Origin of the sequence: Gynuella sunshinyii YC6258 (assembly GCF_000940805.1) — a bacterium.
Taxonomy (GTDB): Bacteria; Pseudomonadota; Gammaproteobacteria; order Pseudomonadales; family Natronospirillaceae; genus Gynuella; species Gynuella sunshinyii.
In genome coordinates, this window is record NZ_CP007142.1 from 2,536,076 (window position 1) to 2,550,673 (window position 14,598).

The window sequence follows — 14,598 nt, forward strand, 5'->3', positions numbered from 1 at the left end:
TGAGTGGTAACGGTTATGAGTGAACAGGCAAAAGAAGCATTTTCGGGTTTTCTGGATGATGAAGCCTCTGAGCTGGATATCCAGCGGATGTTGAATGAACTGGATAAAAACCCAAACCTGCTGGCAGAGTATCGGTCTATCGCGCTGACGCGAGACGGGTTGCAGGGAGAGGTGTTGTTGGATGTCAGCGGTGCTGTTCGACAGCAGCTTGGCAATCCATACCCTGAAGTATCGAGTCAACATCAGGACCTCGTGGTTAAGCAACCCAAGCTGTGGCTGCGGGTCATTCAGGGCACGGTAGCTGCGTCTGTAGCAGGTCTGCTGATTGTGGCGGTACAGCTTTGGAATACTCAGTCTTATGATGGTTCGGCACCTTTGATCGTACAGAATCAATCTCAATCTGTTGCAGAAACTGATGAAGAACGGTTAGCGACCGCATTGCGATTGCAGCAGTATCTGCAGCAGCATATTCAGGACGCTGGCTATTTGAGTGGGCAAGCGGCCATTCCAATGGATTCAAAGCGGCTTGAATCTGAAATAAAGCAAGGTGAGTGATGAAGACGGCATTAGTTGTTGTGGTATTTGTCTGTGTATCAATGTTGGCCTGGGGGAAGCAGGTCGATGGTGAACGTTGGCTGGATGATATGATTTCCGCCAATCGGAATCTGAATTATCAGGGGAGCTTCATATATGTGAGAGGTTCTGATGTCCAGACGCTGAAAATTAATCACCGAATTCACAACCATAAGATCCAGGAAAAAATTTGGAATATCAACGGTGAGCACATGGAAGTAATTCGCCTGGGAGATGTACAGCAGTGCTGGCATGAGAAGGATTCCAAAATACCTTTGTCTCATACTCTGCCTGCAGGACCATATTCGTATCTTTTTACGCACCATATGGGAGAGATGCTGGAAAACTATGTGGTAACGGTTGAGGGCCAGGAGCGTATTGCTGAGCACGATGCCTGGCATATCAGCGTCACCCCTAAAGACGATTATCGCTTTGGTTATCGATTCTGGTTGGAACGTGATACCAAGCTACTGTTGCGGTCAGAGCTGGTTGGTAAGGATGGAATGCCGCTGGATCAATTTCAGTATGTAAGTGTTGCTATCAATCCGTCTTTTCATGATTCAGATTTTAGTCCGACCATTCGCGATGGCTTCAGTCATCAGGCGTTCGTGACCAGACAGCCGGACGCAGTTCCAAATATCAATTCGGGGATGTGGGTGCTGAAATGGTTGCCAAAGGGATTTTTACTTCGTAACGCCGACAGTCAGACGCTGGAGTCAACTAAAGTGGATCGGCTGCTGTATACCGACGGAATGTCCAGTTTTACTATTTATGCCGAGTTGGCATCGGCTGGAATGCCGGAACAAAAACGCCATTTTGGTGCTACGATCGCAGCGACTGTTAAGAAAGGCGATTATATGTTGACGCTGGTGGGAGAGATTCCTATGGAAACGGCGATGATGATCCTGGACAATATCCAACTCAAAAGTTAACCGAGAGTCGGGTCAGTAGGTTTCATGATTGAAGAGATCGGTACTGTCGTACAAGTCAATAATCAGGATGTTTGGGTGGAAACCGTTCGACGTTCTGCTTGTCAGGGATGTCGGGCCAGATCTGGTTGTGGCCAGGCCGTGATGGGTGATTTGCTGGATCAGTCCCGTCAGGAGCAGAAAAATGTCCTGAAGATGGCACATGGTTCGGTGGGTCCTTTGGTTGTCGGGGATGATGTAATAGTCGGAATTCCCGAACAGGCGCTTATTCGTCTGGCATGTCTGGCCTATGGAGTTCCTGTTCTGTCTGTGCTGGTATTCGGCGGGGTTGCACAATGGTTTGGATGGCCGGATATTGGGGTCGTTTTTGCCTCAGCCTTGGGGTTAGTCGCGGCCATTGTGTCAGTAAAGAAGATTTCCCTGCATTTGTCTTGTGATTTCAGGTATCAACCGGTATTGATAGCGAAGCGTATTGCGTCCGTAAAGCTGGGGTAATAACGCGTCTTTCATCTGGAACTTGTTTTTTTTGACCTTACTCTAGCGGCTTGTCAAAAGTATCTGAGGAGTAGAGTATGACCAAAAAGATTGTTCTGATTATTTCCGTTTTGTGGATGTCCTTTTGGACGCTCCCGGCTGTTGCAGCCAGTGTGAATCTTCCGGATTTCACTGAACTTGTGCAAAGCCATTCTCCGCAGGTTGTGAAGATCGGTGCAGTAACCAAAGCCAAAGTTCGTAACTATGGTTATCAATATCCGGATTCCCAGGATCTGCCAGAGATCTTCAAATATTTCTTTGACCAATCCCCTTATCGCCAGGGTCCGCAGCAGCAACAGCCAATGGAATCAACCGGTTCCGGTTTTATAGTTTCATCTGATGGTTATATTCTGACCAATAATCATGTCGTCAACGGTGCAGATGAAGTGACAGTATGGATGACTGACCGTTCCCAGTACCACGCAGAGGTGATTGGTACTGATGAACGTACGGATCTGGCTCTGTTAAAGATAGACGCCAAAGGTTTGTCCACTGTGGAGTTTGCCGACTCTGATAAATTAAAAGTAGGTGAGTGGGTTTTGGCCATTGGTTCGCCGTTTAACCTGGATTATTCAGTAACTGCCGGTATTGTCAGTGCAATTGGCCGTAACATTGGCGAAAACTATGTGCCCTTCATTCAGACTGATGTTGCAATAAATCCAGGAAACTCTGGTGGTCCGTTGTTTAATCTTGATGGTCAGGTGGTTGGTATCAATAGCCAGATCTATACCCGCTCCGGTGGCTATATGGGAGTTTCATTTTCGATTCCATCCAATTTGGCCAAGAATGTTTACGAGCAGTTAAAAGCTAACGGTAAAGTTTCCAGGGGCTGGTTGGGCGTACTGATTCAGGGTATGAACCAGGATCTGGCAGAGTCTTATGGTCTCAAGAAGCCGGAAGGGGCTTTGGTGACTCAGGTAATGGAAGATTCGCCAGCTGCAGCGGGCGGTATACGTAATGGTGACATTATTCTTGAATTCGATGGTAAGCATATTGATACCTCTGCGGCATTGCCTCCAATCGTTGGTCGTGTTCAGCCAGGAGAAAAAGTCAAAGTGAAAGTTTTGCGGGAAGGACGCGAGAAAACACTGACTCTTACTATCGCAGAGCTGCCTACACAGGACAAACTGGCTCAAAATGGTTCGGCTCCTCATACCAGCTCTAATTCTCTGAATATCGTGGTTCAGAATATTGACCCGGATACTGCCAGTAAACTGGGAGAAAAAGGGGTAAGAGTTATTGAGGTTGATCAGGGACCGGCGGCTGACGCAGGTTTGCAGCCTGGTGACGTAATTACAATGGTTGGTAGTCGTAAAGTTGAAAGTGTCGGTGACTTTGACAAAGTCATTTCTTCTATTCCAAGTGGTAAAGCCTTTGCTTTGCGAGTTATGCGCAATGGTTCGCCCATGTTTTTACCGATTCGAATAGAATAACGTTAAGGTGTGCAGGAGGCCTGTCATTGTGGATTCCGGCCTTCTGCACGACATCACAGCAACGCAAATTCACCAAAAACAGTTGCTCTGTCCACTGTTTTTATAGCTTGCCAGAGACTAATTCGCTAAAATCGCCGACCTTTTAAATTCCGACTGGGTGCATCTGTCGGAAATCCACTCAATTAGTTAATGTAGCGATTTATATCCGTGAGTAGCGATCTTTCACACATTCGTAATTTCTCCATAATTGCCCATATTGATCATGGCAAATCGACCATTGCCGATCGTTTCATCCAGATATGTGGTGGGTTGACCGATAGAGAAATGGCCGCACAGGTGCTGGATAGCATGGATATCGAGCGGGAACGCGGTATTACCATCAAGGCCCAGAGCGTTACTTTGAAGTACCAGGCTCAGGACGGTAAAACTTACCAGCTTAATTTTATTGATACACCTGGACACGTGGATTTTACCTATGAAGTGTCCAGGTCGCTGGCTGCCTGTGAAGGGGCCTTGCTAATAGTGGATGCGGCTCAGGGTGTTGAAGCTCAGTCCGTGGCAAACTGTTATACAGCGATTGAACAGGGGCTTGAAGTGGTTCCTGTGCTCAATAAGATCGATCTGCCACAGGCTGAACCTGACAGAGTTGCTCAGGAGATAGAGGAAATCATCGGTATCGATGCGACGGATGCCGTGCAGTGCAGCGCCAAATCCGGTCTCAATGTCCAGGAAGTACTGGAGCAACTGATTCAGCGCATTCCGCCACCAGAGGGCAATATTGGTGGTGATTTGCAGTGTTTGATCATTGATTCCTGGTTTGATAATTACCTTGGAGTGGTTTCTCTGGTCCGGGTCAAGCATGGCTCTCTTAAGAAAGGTGATAAAATTCTGATCAAATCAACCGGGCGAAACCATATTGTCGATCAGGTTGGTATTTTTACACCCAAGTTGCAGTACACCGGTGAATTAAGTGCAGGAGAGGTTGGTTTTATCTGTGCTTCCATCAAGGACATCCATGGTGCACCGGTAGGCGATACCATTACGCATGCCAAAACCCCGGATGTTAAGCAATTGCCTGGGTTTCAGAAAATCAAACCTCAGGTCTATGCCGGTTTGTTTCCAACAGATTCAGATGACTATGAAGATTTTCGTGATGCATTGGAAAAACTCAGCCTGAATGATGCTTCCTTGTTCTACGAACCCGAAACTTCAGATGCGCTGGGTTTTGGTTTTCGCTGTGGCTTCCTGGGAATGCTGCACATGGAGATCATTCAGGAGCGTCTGGAGCGCGAATACGATCTGGACCTCATTACTACTGCCCCTACTGTGGTGTATGAGGTATTGAAAACAGACGGAGAGACCATTTACGTGGATAACCCGTCGAAGTTGCCACCGCCGCAGAATATTGAAGAAATCAGAGAACCCATTGTGAGGGCTAATATTCTGGTGCCGCAGGATTATCTGGGCAATGTTATTACTCTGTGTGTGGATAAGCGCGGTGTTCAAAAAGACATGCAGTTTCTGGGTGGGCAGGTATCAATCAGTTACGATATTCCCATGGCGGAAGTGGTCATGGACTTCTTTGATCGACTGAAATCAGTGTCCAAAGGTTTTGCCTCTCTGGACTTCGCCTTTGATCGATTTGAGGCGGCTGACATGACACGACTGGATATCATGGTAAACGGTGATCGGGTGGATGCTCTGGCGATTATCATGCACAAAGAAGCCATCCGTACGAGGGGGTTATCGTTGTGTCAGAAAATGAAGGAAATCATTCCTCGGCAAATGTTTGATGTTGCTATTCAGGCAGCAGTAGGTAATCAGATTATTGCACGCACAAACGTTAAGGCTCTTCGTAAAGATGTAACTGCCAAATGTTATGGTGGGGACGTGAGCCGTAAGAAGAAACTGTTACAGAAGCAGAAAGAAGGTAAAAAGCGGATGAAACAGTTTGGTCGTGTGGAAATTCCTCAAGACGCCTTCCTGGCGATTCTCAAAGTAGACGATTAAGGGTTAGCACATGCAGGTAGAATTTTGGTTTCCGATTGCAGCATGGTTCAGCGCGATTACCGGTTTGGCTTGGATGCTGGAAGTGATGATCATGGGCAGCCTCAGGTATCGTAAAGCGTATGCGAAAGTTGATGCAGAGATTTCTAGTGGGGAGTTGAAGCGGATATTTTCTGAACCGAAGTATGCCCGTTTTTTGGGAGGTATCTTCATTGTATCGCTCGTACCATTAATTTTTCTGGCAATTCGTAAAAGTATGGATTTTTCCATCTTTCTGAGCATTGCCTGTTTGATATCTGGTATTTTGTATTTATTCGATGTGCTTTACTTAAAAAGACTTCGTAATAAGTTGGCATCCCAGCTGGCTGAAAAATATAGTAGTGACGATACAATACAAGGCAGAGCAAATGATGAGCCTCTGGCCATAGAATATGCCCGCTCCTTTTTCCCTGTATTGCTCATTGTTTTTGGTTTGCGTTCCTTTCTCATTGAGCCTTATCAGATCCCTTCCGGCTCCATGATTCCCACACTACAGATTGGTGACTTTATCGCCGTCAACAAGTTCGCCTATGGTGTGAAACTCCCGGTTCTGGGAACTAAAATTTTTCCAGTAGGTGAGCCCAAACGTGGGGATATCTTTGTGTTCAAGCCACCACATGAACCCGATATGACCTATATTAAAAGAGTGATTGCGGTTCCCGGAGATCGTATTCGTTTCGATTACAACAAAAGCCGGCTCTGGATCAATGATGAAGAAGTCACCGCTAACTATATTGGTGATGATATTGAGCCTGATGTTGGGGCTCCGGTGCGAGTATTCGAAGAACACATTGGCGATGTAACTCATCTTATCTACAAGTTTAAATACTTAGACGGTAAACGTCCTTTTGGAAGTTATCCCAGACAGGGGGAGGAAATCACAGTTCCGGAGGGAAAATATTTCGCCATGGGGGACAATCGTGATAATAGTAAGGACTCAAGGTTTTTCGGTTTTGTTGATGAACAGGCCATTCTAGGAAAAGCCTTTGTGGTCTGGGTGCACTGGCCAAAACTTGGTTCTATCCCCAGTTTCAGTCATAACAAGTGGTTGGAATAAACGAAATGAAATCTCTGAAAAAGCAACGTGGGATGTCTGTATATACCGTAGCATTTTTAATTTTGATCGTGTCTTTTTTCGCTACGCTGGTGGTGAAACTGGGGCCGGTATATATGGACCAGTGGTATCTGAACGGAATGTTGCAATCAATGGCGGATGAATCAGGTACCGCAGAAATGTCAATTTCAGATCTCCGGAACAGTTTGTCCAAGCGCATGCTGGTCAATAATGTTGAGTTTGATGCTAAGGAAGGATTAAAACTTGATACCAAGTCCAACCCGAAAAAAATGGTTCTGGACTATTCAAAACAGGTACACATCATGTTTAACGTTGATGCCCTGGTCAAATTTCATAAAGAATATTCGCTGCTTCCGTGAGTCAATCCAAAAATATAAACCAACTCAGTTCGATTCTGAACTACCAGTTCCACAATGAAGAGTTGTTGGAACTGGCCTTGACTCACCGCAGTCATTCTGGCTCAAAGAATAATGAGCGACTGGAATTTCTGGGTGACTCTATCTTAAATTTCACGATTGCTGAAGCCTTATTCAACAAGTTTCCTCATGCAAAAGAAGGTCAGTTAAGTCGCCTCAGGGCCAAGCTGGTAAAAGGTACTACGCTTGCTGAGCTGGCGTTGTCCTGGGGACTTGGGGATTATTTGCGACTCGGGAGCGGTGAACTCAAAAGTGGTGGTTATCGCCGGGAGTCTATACTGGCTGATGCGGTTGAGGCAATTATTGGGGCGGCGTTTCTGGATAAGGGGTTTGAAAGTACCAAGCAGCTTATTCTCAACTGGTACCAGGAATACCTGCAGCATATACAGCTGGACAGCCAGCTAAAGGATCCCAAGACTCAGTTACAGGAATACCTGCAGGGCCGAAAGTATCCTTTGCCAGAATATGAAGTGGTATCCATCACTGGTGAGGCTCATTCGCAAACCTTTTGTGTAAGTTGCTCATCGGTATTGTTGGATACTCCTGTAAGTGGTGAGGGTAGTAGCCGTAGAGGCGCAGAACAACAGGCGGCCAGGCTGGCGCTGAAACGTCTGGGAGTTAAGTAAATTATGAACGATCATCCTGATTCATCATCAGCCACACATTGTGGTTATGTGGCTATTGTGGGGCGCCCCAATGTTGGCAAATCCACTCTGATGAACCATATTCTAGGTCAGAAAATCAGTATTACCTCTCGAAAACCCCAAACGACTCGTAATCAGATCATCGGTATTCATACGGTTGATAGTGTTCAGATCATCTTTGTAGACACGCCCGGTATCCACCAGGGCCAGCCTAAAGCGATTAATCGCTATATGAACCGTACTGCCACAACAGCGATTAAAGACGTTGACGTGATCTTGTTTCTGGTTGAGCGTGATCGTTGGACGCCGGAAGATGAGCATGTGTTGGAGCAGCTGAAGTCATCCCGATGTCCGGTGATTTTGGGTATAAATAAAATGGATCAGCTGGAAGATAAGGCTCAGTTGCTGCCATTTATTGAAAAAGTCAGTACTTTTTTCCAGTTTGATCAGGTTTTCCCCATTTCTGCGTTAAGGGGAAACAACCTGCATCGATTAGAGCGTTATCTGCTGGATCATATGCCGGTTAATGTCCACTATTATCCTGAGGATCAAATTACTGATCGTACGGAGCGTTTTCTGGCGGCTGAGATCGTTCGGGAAAAGATTATGCGTCAGTTGGGTGCAGAGCTACCCTATGACGTGGCGGTTGAGATTGAAAACTGGTCCTTTGAAAACGGAACATTACACATTCATGCCGCTATTCTCGTTAGTCGTGCAGGACAGAAGAAAATTGTTATCGGTGATAAGGGTTCCCGCTTAAAAAGTATTGGTCAGGAAGCCCGTAAGGATATGGAGAAACTGTTCGATGTCCGGATCATGCTGCACTTGTGGGTTAAGGTAAAGGGTGGCTGGTCCGATGATGATCGGGCGCTGAAAAGTTTGGGATACTTTGATCCAAAATAACCGCAGGTGTTGGGTATGTCTGGTCGAAAACAACAGCCTGCGTACATCATCCATCGAAAACCCTGGATGGATGAGTCTGAGTTAATTGAGTGCCTCACTCCTGAATATGGAAAACTGCCTTTAATAAGAAAACGTGCGTCCAGACCGCTGCCTTTGTTTCAGGAGCTGACTATCGAGTTTTCTGGCAGATCGGAACAAAAACGTTTGCTTGAGTGGCAGGTGAGCGGAGCAGTGCATCAGTTAAGTGGATCACTTGGTTTCTATGGGCTTTATATCAACGAACTGATTTATCATCTGTTGGGTCGTTATGACCATAATAGTGTTATTTATGGCCTTTACAGCAGCACCTTGCATTTGTTGCAACACAGTGCAGATACTCATCCCGCCATTCGTTATTTTGAGAAAACACTGCTTGAGCAGTTGGGATACGGACTTGACTGGCTCGTCGATCTCCAGGGCCAAAGCATCAGCAAAGATAACGCTTATCAGTATTATGCGGGCAATGGGTTTGCTGTTGCGACATCCAGCACCGCTGTTATCAGTGGTGTAATACTGCTTGCGATTGCCCACAATGAGTGGCAAGCAGAGTCTGCATTGTTCTGGGCTAAGCGGATTTTGACTACTGAAATCAATCTCCTTCTGGGAGGCAAAACATTAAAATCCCGCGAGTTGTTTGAATCCGCTTCCCAGTTATAAATCAAACCAGAGGCTGTTGTTGTGCTGCCTGATGCTGATTAATTAGGGCGGCGAAGACAGTTGCTTGTTTTTAGCATATATCTTAGTGGCTTTCATAAACTCTCTGTCCATGTCGCTGATTTTTGACCAGCGCTGTATTTCTGCTATTTCTTCATATAACAGCATGAGTTTATCCTCAAGCTCGTTATAGTTTTTGGTTTTAATGGCACTTTCTGTGTCATGAGCGAGTTTTTGCAGCTTGATAACTCCGCAGTAATGACAAGCGCCGTGCAATTTATGTACTGCTTCCAGTAATGCTTCATGATCATTGTCATGATAAGCAGATGAGATAGCATCAGCGTCATTGCCCAGGCTGTCTATTAGCATTCTCATCATGTCTTTTGCTAATCCAAGTTTGCCAGATGCCCGTTCCAGACCGACTACTAAATCGATGCTGGGATATTCATTGGAGGCCTCATAGGATGCAACCCGACGTTCGATGATCTGAACGCTGCTGGACGTGACAGATGGATCAATGCCTGTCCACTTGGTGATGGTTTTGGCCAGGATGCTCTCGTCAATTGGTTTGGTCAGATAATCGTCCAGTCCGCGGGCCAGAAGGTTTTCTTTTTCACCCGCTAGAGCATGGGCTGTCAATGCCACAATGGGCGTTCTGGTCCGGTTACCTTCATTTGAACGAATGCGTTCTGTGGTTTCAATACCATCCATTTGAGGCATTTGTATATCCATAAAAATCAGATCAAAGGTGTTATTTTCAATCAGCATCAAGGCGTCCTTACCACTACTGGCAGTTATCACATCTATATTGAGATCATCCAGTAAGGCCGCCAACAACTTCAGGTTGGCAGCATTATCATCCACTGCCAGAATTTTCAATTTATGGCTTCCAGTATCAGAATTTATTATGCTAACTGCTGATGAGCTGCTGCTCATGTTTAATGGTGTTACATTTTTATCCAAGGCCAGCTTGGTCAAAGCCTGTAATAATTGTTTGCGTTTTACTGGTTTTGAAATAGAAGCAGATACCAGTCCAGCTAACACTTCTGAATCGAGAGTTTCTTCAGTACTAGTGGTTAACAGGATAATTGCCAGACCAAAATCCTGTTTGAACTGTTCCAGTGCGTACTGTAATTGAGCAGTACTGCCCCCTTCCGGTGACAGACCAGCAATCAACCCCATAATGTCATTGTGCGATTGCAGGTGTTTGATTGCTTCCTGGGGGGTGGATGCTTCGAACACCTCGATGTCCCAGCTGTTTAAAATGTGCTTCAGTGATATGCGGGCAAGATCGTGAGGTTCCAGCAGCAAGGTTTTGATGCCTTGAAGAGAGGCTTGAGCGTTGGGAGTTTCTTTGCTGCTTGCCCGGTCTGCACGGATCGTGAACCAGAACGTGGACCCTTTTTGGCGTTCGCTTTCCAGACCGATGTCACCGCCCATTTGTTCAACCAGCCGCTTGGATATCACCAGACCAAGTCCGGTACCGCCATATTCCCGGGCGGTGGAGGAATCTGCCTGCTGAAAGGCCGTGAACAGAGCTTTTTGTTGTTCCTTGGTCAGACCGATACCGGTATCTGTAACAGCGATACGGATGATGACCTGATCATTGCGCATGCTTTCCAAAGAAACTCTGACTGTAACACTACCTTTTTGGGTGAACTTAATCGCATTATTCACCAGGTTGGTTAAGACCTGTTTGATTCGTAACTGATCGCTGACCACCTGTGGGGGAACATCGGAATACACCAGCGAAACCAACTCCAGGCCACGGGCATGGGCTGATGGTGCCAGCATGGTCAATACATCTTCGATAGTCTCGTAAAGATTCATGCTGCGATTATCGAGTAGCAGTTTACCAGCTTCGATTTTGGCGAAATCGAGCACGTCATTGATGATGCTCAGGAGGCTTTCAGATGAAGAATGTATGGTGCGGGCATATTCTTTCTGTTTTTCGTGCAAATTGGATTTCAACAACAACTTGGTAAATCCCAGTATGCCGTTGAGGGGAGTTCTGATTTCATGGCTCATGTTGGCCAAAAACTCGGACTTAATCCGGCTTGCTTCGAGAGCTTCCCGCCGGGCCATGTCGAGTTCGATGTTTTGGATTTCGATGGTTTCCAGTGTCTCTCTCAGATCCTGAGTGGCCTGATCGATATTTGTCTGCATTTCCCTATGAGCAATCTGAAGGGATTCCGCCATAGCGTTGATACCTTCCGACAACTCCATGATCTCGCCATCACCAAAGGCATCTATCCGTTTGTCGAGATCACCTTCACGAATGCTGTCTACAGCAGCGGCGAGCTTTTTCAGTGGTGTAATAACTCCCTTGGTGGCAGCAATGCCAGCCAGACTGGTCAGAAATATTGCAGCCAGAAACAATAATACATTTACCAGCACATTTTTATATTGTTCAGTACGAATATTGGCTTTTGAAAACTCAAGTTCCACCCATCCAAGCTGGGGTTCCTTTCGTAACTGTGAGGGCTGGACATAGTATTCCTGCCTTTGATTGGTCACTGGTACCCGATAACGAATGGTGCTGGTACTTTCAATAACACTGACTGAGTCAGAAAAGGGCATCGGTGTGGATACCGGATTCATTTTTGGACCTGCCTGAGCAACAATCTTGAGCTTGTTGTTATAAATATTGATAGCTCTTGCATCGGGCTCGTTCAGGGTCGCCCGGGCAATTTGCTGAAGCAACGAGAAATTATTGGCAATGAGGCCATATTCAACAGCATCCACCAGTCGCCGGCTGGCCGATTCCCCGCGACTTCTAAGCTCCTGCTCCAGATTTGACACTTGTTGCCAACTGAACCAGATGATGAAGATCAGAGCCATCAAAATGGAGGGAGTGATAGTCAGTAATAAGATTTGTCGTTTTAATTCCAGGCGCTTCATAACATAGAAGATAAAAGTCTTAGGCTAGTCAGTCGGTATTCTCTCTGACTTCGTGCTCTAATGATAGTTTGGTCTGAAAATGGAGTATCATTGCCGCGCACAAACTCTTTATATGAACCCCACGAAAGTGTTCAGAACAGGCGGATTTTGAGGTTCATTCGTTTTACCGGCAATTTGTTTGCTATCTCTGATTACATGATTTAACCGACTCCTAAGGAGAGTATTTTGTATCCAACCATTGAACAATGTATCGGGAACACCCCCCTTGTGCGTCTTCAGCGCTTAAGCGCAGGTGAGAACAATACGATATTGGCCAAGCTGGAAGGTAGCAATCCAGCAGGTTCGGTAAAAGATCGTCCAGCGCTTAGCATGATTCAACAGGCTGAACAGCAGGGAATGATTAAACCGGGTGACAACCTAATTGAAGCGACCAGTGGTAATACCGGTATTGCATTGGCTATGGTTGCGGCAATCAAGGGATATCATATGACTCTGATCATGCCGGACAATTTAAGTCAGGAAAGAAAAGATGCCATGGTTGCTTACGGTGCTGAGCTGATCTTGGTGTCCAAAGAAGAAGGTATGGAAGGAGCACGTGACCTGGCGATTCAGATGGAGGCTGAAGGCAGGGGCAGAGTGCTCAACCAGTTTTCTAACCAGAATAACCCTCTAGCCCATTACGTCGGCACGGGGCCGGAGATTTGGCAACAGACTCGCGGGGAAATAACGCATTTTGTCAGCGCCATGGGTACCACTGGCACGATTATGGGAACCAGTCGTTATTTGAAAGAACAAAATCCAATGATCGAAGTTGTCGGTTTGCAGCCGGCAGACGGATCGAGTATTCCAGGTATCCGCCGCTGGCCGAATGAATATCTGCCCGAAATATATGATGCCTCAAGGGTCGACAGGGTTCTTGATATTGAACAGAAAGTAGCAGAGCAGACCATGCGTCAGTTGGCCACCGAGGAAGGCATTTTTTGCGGGGTCAGTTCTGGTGGTGCAGTTGCCGGTGCTTTGAGACTTGCAGAGGGTCTGAAAAATGCTGTGATTGTGACCATAATTTGTGATCGTGGAGATCGTTATTTATCCACTGGATTATTTTCTCCCCAATGAAGCGTTTTAAATCATTTCAATCTAGAAAACCCATGCGTGTTGGCACTTCGCTGGTAGGGTCTGTGATCGAGCTGACAATCGGTAAGTATGATCACCATGGCCAGGGAATCGGGTGGTATGAGGGGAACACCGTATTTGTGCCCCAGGCAATGCCTGAAGAACGTGTTAGGGTTCGGGTGGTTGAGCAGAAACAGACTGTTCTGGTTGCAGTTGTTGAACAGTTGTTGGAGCGCTCTGCTGATCGCTGTGAGGCTTTTTGTCCTTATTATAATGATTGTGGTGGCTGTACCCTGCAGCATGTTCCCCATGAGATACAGCTCCAAATCAAGCAACAGGCTTTGGCGGACCAATTGCAGCGTTATTCCGGGCTGCAGCCGGATAACTGGTTGCAGCCGGTCATTGGTGAGCAGATCAGGACTTATCGTTCGCGTACCAAACTGGCTTTACGTCAGGGTAAAATCGGATATAAGCGTGGCCGTAGCCATGAGCTGGTAGCAATAGAACATTGTCCCATTACTGATCTTGACTGGTCTGTTGTTGTGCCGGTATTGAAACAATTGCCTTTGAAGCAGGCTGAAATCGAAGTCTGCCAGGATGATCAGCAGCGGCTCGGAGTCCATCTGATCTTGACGGTAAAGCCATCTCAAGAGCAATTGGCTCGATTGCAGCTTAGTCTTAGTGCGCTGACTTCTGATTACGAGATTTCTGTTCAAGGCATGCCAATTGTGGAGAGTCATGACCATCAACTTTGCTATGGTCTGCCCGGCGGAGCCAAAACTCTGAATCTTGCATTTCGGCCTTCTCATTTCACTCAAGTAAACAGACGTGTTAATCAATTGTTGGTGGAGTGTGCGGTGAATCAGCTTGAACCTGGTAATGATGACAGGATTATGGATCTGTTTTCCGGTTCCGGGAATTTTTCTTTACCCTTGGCGGCACGTGGTGCATCTGTTTTTGCATACGAGGGGAGTGAAGATCTGGTGCAACAGGGGAAACTGAATGCCCGTCACAATGATCTTGATATTAAGTTTATGGTCATGGATCTGTTTGATTCGCAGGCCGTCAAAAGCCTTGAAGGCAATCAGGCAAATAAATTGCTTTTAGATCCTCCAAGATCGGGGGCAAAGCAAATATGTGAAGAAATGTCACGCTTAAACCCTGAACGGATCGTATATGTTTCCTGCAATCCGGCAACATTAGCCCGTGATGCGGGAATATTGGTGAGTCAGGGCTATAGTTTATCGAGGGCGGGTGTATTGGATATGTTTCCCCATACCGCCCATGTGGAAAGCATCGCAGTGTTTGCGCGTGCCAGAAAAAAATAAGAAGTCATTG

The 14,598-nt window shown here is 46.4% G+C and carries 13 protein-coding genes; 12 read left to right on the forward strand and 1 reads right to left on the reverse strand.

The features are described from left to right. Positions 1 to 15: 15 nt before the first annotated feature. From YC6258_RS11060 to recO, 10 genes are all read left to right on the forward strand, one after another. Complete coding sequence (locus tag YC6258_RS11060) at positions 16 to 555, forward strand: sigma-E factor negative regulatory protein (RefSeq protein ID WP_044617049.1); 540 nt, start codon at positions 16 to 18, stop codon at positions 553 to 555. Then, positions 555 to 1,505 carry a MucB/RseB C-terminal domain-containing protein gene (locus tag YC6258_RS11065; protein ID WP_044617050.1) on the forward strand — a complete coding sequence of 317 codons (951 nt, stop codon included), beginning with the start codon at positions 555 to 557 and terminating at the stop codon, positions 1,503 to 1,505. The genes YC6258_RS11060 and YC6258_RS11065 overlap by 1 nt, the downstream gene beginning before the upstream one ends. Before the next feature lie 24 nt (positions 1,506 to 1,529). Continuing rightward, complete coding sequence (locus YC6258_RS11070) at positions 1,530 to 1,997, forward strand: SoxR reducing system RseC family protein (protein WP_052830216.1); 468 nt, start codon at positions 1,530 to 1,532, stop codon at positions 1,995 to 1,997. Between the two features lie 77 nt (positions 1,998 to 2,074). Next, a complete protein-coding gene (locus YC6258_RS11075) occupies positions 2,075 to 3,469 on the forward strand; it encodes a DegQ family serine endoprotease (protein ID WP_044617051.1) in 1,395 nt (464 codons plus the stop codon). A gap of 207 nt (positions 3,470 to 3,676) precedes the next feature. After that, positions 3,677 to 5,479, forward strand: a complete 1,803-nt coding sequence (lepA, locus tag YC6258_RS11080; protein WP_044617052.1) for a translation elongation factor 4 — start codon at positions 3,677 to 3,679, stop codon at positions 5,477 to 5,479. 10 nt (positions 5,480 to 5,489) lie between these two features. After that, positions 5,490 to 6,572, forward strand: a complete 1,083-nt coding sequence (lepB, locus tag YC6258_RS11085; RefSeq protein ID WP_052830217.1) for a signal peptidase I — start codon at positions 5,490 to 5,492, stop codon at positions 6,570 to 6,572. 5 nt (positions 6,573 to 6,577) lie between these two features. Then, complete coding sequence (locus tag YC6258_RS11090) at positions 6,578 to 6,949, forward strand: DUF4845 domain-containing protein (protein ID WP_044617053.1); 372 nt, start codon at positions 6,578 to 6,580, stop codon at positions 6,947 to 6,949. Next, complete coding sequence (rnc, locus tag YC6258_RS11095; protein ID WP_044617054.1) at positions 6,946 to 7,632, forward strand: ribonuclease III; 687 nt, start codon at positions 6,946 to 6,948, stop codon at positions 7,630 to 7,632. The genes YC6258_RS11090 and rnc overlap by 4 nt, the downstream gene beginning before the upstream one ends. A 3-nt stretch (positions 7,633 to 7,635) precedes the next feature. Continuing rightward, a complete protein-coding gene (gene era, locus YC6258_RS11100) occupies positions 7,636 to 8,553 on the forward strand; it encodes a GTPase Era (protein ID WP_044617055.1) in 918 nt (305 codons plus the stop codon). 15 nt (positions 8,554 to 8,568) lie between these two features. After that, positions 8,569 to 9,249 carry a DNA repair protein RecO gene (recO, locus tag YC6258_RS11105; RefSeq protein ID WP_044617056.1) on the forward strand — a complete coding sequence of 227 codons (681 nt, stop codon included), beginning with the start codon at positions 8,569 to 8,571 and terminating at the stop codon, positions 9,247 to 9,249. 42 nt (positions 9,250 to 9,291) lie between these two features. Here the strand turns inward: recO and YC6258_RS11110 are convergent, their stop codons facing one another. Then, positions 9,292 to 12,147 carry a response regulator gene (locus YC6258_RS11110; protein WP_044617057.1) on the reverse strand — a complete coding sequence of 952 codons (2,856 nt, stop codon included), beginning with the start codon at positions 12,145 to 12,147 and terminating at the stop codon, positions 9,292 to 9,294. A 222-nt stretch (positions 12,148 to 12,369) separates the two neighbouring features. On the opposite strand from YC6258_RS11110, the gene cysM reads away from it, so the two are divergent. Together cysM and YC6258_RS11120 are read left to right on the forward strand one after the other, a co-directional pair. Continuing rightward, a complete protein-coding gene (cysM, locus tag YC6258_RS11115; protein ID WP_044617058.1) occupies positions 12,370 to 13,263 on the forward strand; it encodes a cysteine synthase CysM in 894 nt (297 codons plus the stop codon). Positions 13,264 to 13,295: 32 nt separating this feature from the next. Next, positions 13,296 to 14,588, forward strand: a complete 1,293-nt coding sequence (locus tag YC6258_RS11120; protein WP_044617059.1) for a TRAM domain-containing protein — start codon at positions 13,296 to 13,298, stop codon at positions 14,586 to 14,588. The last annotated feature ends 10 nt before the right edge of the window (positions 14,589 to 14,598 follow it).

What these genes read in the sequence shown, in the direction of transcription:
- YC6258_RS11060 (WP_044617049.1), top strand. Translation starts at nt 16, where the DNA reads ATGAGTGAACAGGCAAAAGAAGCATTTTCGGGTTTTCTGGATGATGAA.
- YC6258_RS11065 (WP_044617050.1), top strand. Translation starts at nt 555, where the DNA reads ATGAAGACGGCATTAGTTGTTGTGGTATTTGTCTGTGTATCAATGTTG.
- YC6258_RS11070 (WP_052830216.1), top strand. Translation starts at nt 1,530, where the DNA reads ATGATTGAAGAGATCGGTACTGTCGTACAAGTCAATAATCAGGATGTT.
- YC6258_RS11075 (WP_044617051.1), top strand. Translation starts at nt 2,075, where the DNA reads ATGACCAAAAAGATTGTTCTGATTATTTCCGTTTTGTGGATGTCCTTT.
- lepB (WP_052830217.1), top strand. Translation starts at nt 5,490, where the DNA reads ATGCAGGTAGAATTTTGGTTTCCGATTGCAGCATGGTTCAGCGCGATT.
- YC6258_RS11090 (WP_044617053.1), top strand. Translation starts at nt 6,578, where the DNA reads ATGAAATCTCTGAAAAAGCAACGTGGGATGTCTGTATATACCGTAGCA.
- era (WP_044617055.1), top strand. Translation starts at nt 7,636, where the DNA reads ATGAACGATCATCCTGATTCATCATCAGCCACACATTGTGGTTATGTG.
- recO (WP_044617056.1), top strand. Translation starts at nt 8,569, where the DNA reads ATGTCTGGTCGAAAACAACAGCCTGCGTACATCATCCATCGAAAACCC.
- YC6258_RS11110 (WP_044617057.1), bottom strand. Translation starts at nt 12,147, where the DNA reads ATGAAGCGCCTGGAATTAAAACGACAAATCTTATTACTGACTATCACT.
- YC6258_RS11120 (WP_044617059.1), top strand. Translation starts at nt 13,296, where the DNA reads ATGCGTGTTGGCACTTCGCTGGTAGGGTCTGTGATCGAGCTGACAATC.